At 64.1% G+C, this 1,681-nt stretch carries 1 protein-coding gene; it reads left to right on the top strand.

Features of this window, described 5'->3' with window-relative positions; genetic code table 11:
* The first annotated feature begins 47 nt into the window (after window positions 1–47).
* A complete protein-coding gene (locus BG22_RS10735; RefSeq protein ID WP_140495458.1) occupies window positions 48–1,616 on the top strand; it encodes an IS3 family transposase in 1,569 nt (522 codons plus the stop codon).
* Window positions 1,617–1,681: the final 65 nt, after the last annotated feature.

Genomic DNA, 1,681 nt, shown 5'->3' with positions numbered 1-1,681 from the left:
GGGGGTGGTGCCGTTTTCTTGGACTGTGATCCAAGGAGGAGACGGCCATGGCGAGGTACAGCAAGGAGCAGCGTCGGCGTGCGGTTGAGTTGTATGTGCGGTACGAGTGTTGCGCTGCGGATGTGATCCGCGAGCTGGGTTATCCCAGTCGTGAGGCGTTGCGCATGTGGCACCATGACTGGCTCGAGGAGCAGAGGACTGGGGTGCCGTCGAGTCGTGGGGAGCGGTATGCGCGCTACACGGCGGAGCAGAAGCGGGCGGCGGTGGATCATTATCTGACGCACGGGCGGCGGGCGAGCCGCACGATCCGCCGGTTGGGGTATCCGAGCAAGACGCTGCTGGCCGCGTGGATCGACGAGCTCGCGCCGGGCGAACGCCGTCTGCGCCATGGGCCCATACCCGAGGAGCTCAAGCGCGAGGCCGTGCTACGGGTCGCATCCGGCGAGATGAGGTCGCGCCAGGCGGCGGAAGAACTGGGCGTGGATTCATCGGTCGTGAGAAACTGGAAGCGGCAATTGCTCGGCGAGACGGAAGGGGCCGCGGTGGCGAAGGGCGAACCGGAACGCGAGGATGCCGTTCCACAGACGGATCCTGATGCGCTGCGCGGCGAGATCGCCGCGCTGAACGCCGATCTGGAGCGATTGCGCGCCGAATACCGGGCGATGGAGATCAGGCTGGCGATCATGAAGGGATCGGCGGAACTGGTGGGAAAAGAGCCGGGCGCAGACCCGGACAACCTGACAAGCCGGGAAAAGACGATCCTGATCAGAAAGGTCAGTGAGGATCTGGGCGTCAACGCCGAGAGCCTGCTGGGCGAGGTCGGCATCGCTCGCAGTACCTATTATTACCAGCTCAAGGCCATGAACCGCCCCGACAAGGACATGGGACTGCTGGACCTGATCCGCGAGACGTTCGAGAACAGCAAACGCCGCTACGGGTACAAGCGCGTGCACCTCGAGCTGCGGAGCGCGGGCATCGTCGTCTCCGCAAAACGCGTCATGCGCCTGATGACGGCCCACGGGCTCGTGCCCGTGTTCAAGAGCGCGAAGCGCTACTCCTCGTACAAGGGCGAGATCGGCGGCGCGCCCGCCAACCTCGTCAACCGCGACTTCCATGCCGCGAACCCGAACGAGCTGTGGGTCACGGACATCACCGAGTTCAGGATCCCGGCGGGCAAGGTGTACCTGTCGCCGGTCATCGACTGCTACGACGGCATGCCGGTCTCCTGGACGATCGGCACGAGCCCCAACGCCGCATTGGCCAACGGGATGCTCGGGGATGCGTGCGCCACGCTCAGGCCCGGCGAGACGCCGATCATCCACTCGGACCGGGGATGCCACTACCGGTGGGACGAATGGATCCGCATCTGCGAGGAGCACGGCCTGACTCGGTCGATGAGCGCGAAGGGCTGCAGTCCGGACAACGCGGCCGCCGAGGGGTTCTTCGGCCGGCTCAAGCAGGAGTTCTTCCACAAGCGAGGCTTCCAAGGTGTCTCGATCGACGAGTTCATCACGTTGCTGGACGAGTACATGGTCTGGTACAGGGACAAGCGCATCAAGACCGAATACGGAATGAGCATCATGGACAAACGCATCGAACTTGGGCTCGTCGCCTGAACGCGCGTGCTATCGTTGCGAACGACTATTCAGACAACGAAGTCCAAGAAAACGTCACCACCCCC

It is taken from the genome of Bifidobacterium sp. UTBIF-78 (genome assembly GCF_006408945.1).
GTDB classification, from domain to species: domain Bacteria; phylum Actinomycetota; class Actinomycetes; order Actinomycetales; family Bifidobacteriaceae; genus Bifidobacterium; species Bifidobacterium myosotis.
Note: the sequence above shows the minus strand (reverse complement) of the source record. Positions and strands in the feature narration are given on the sequence as shown.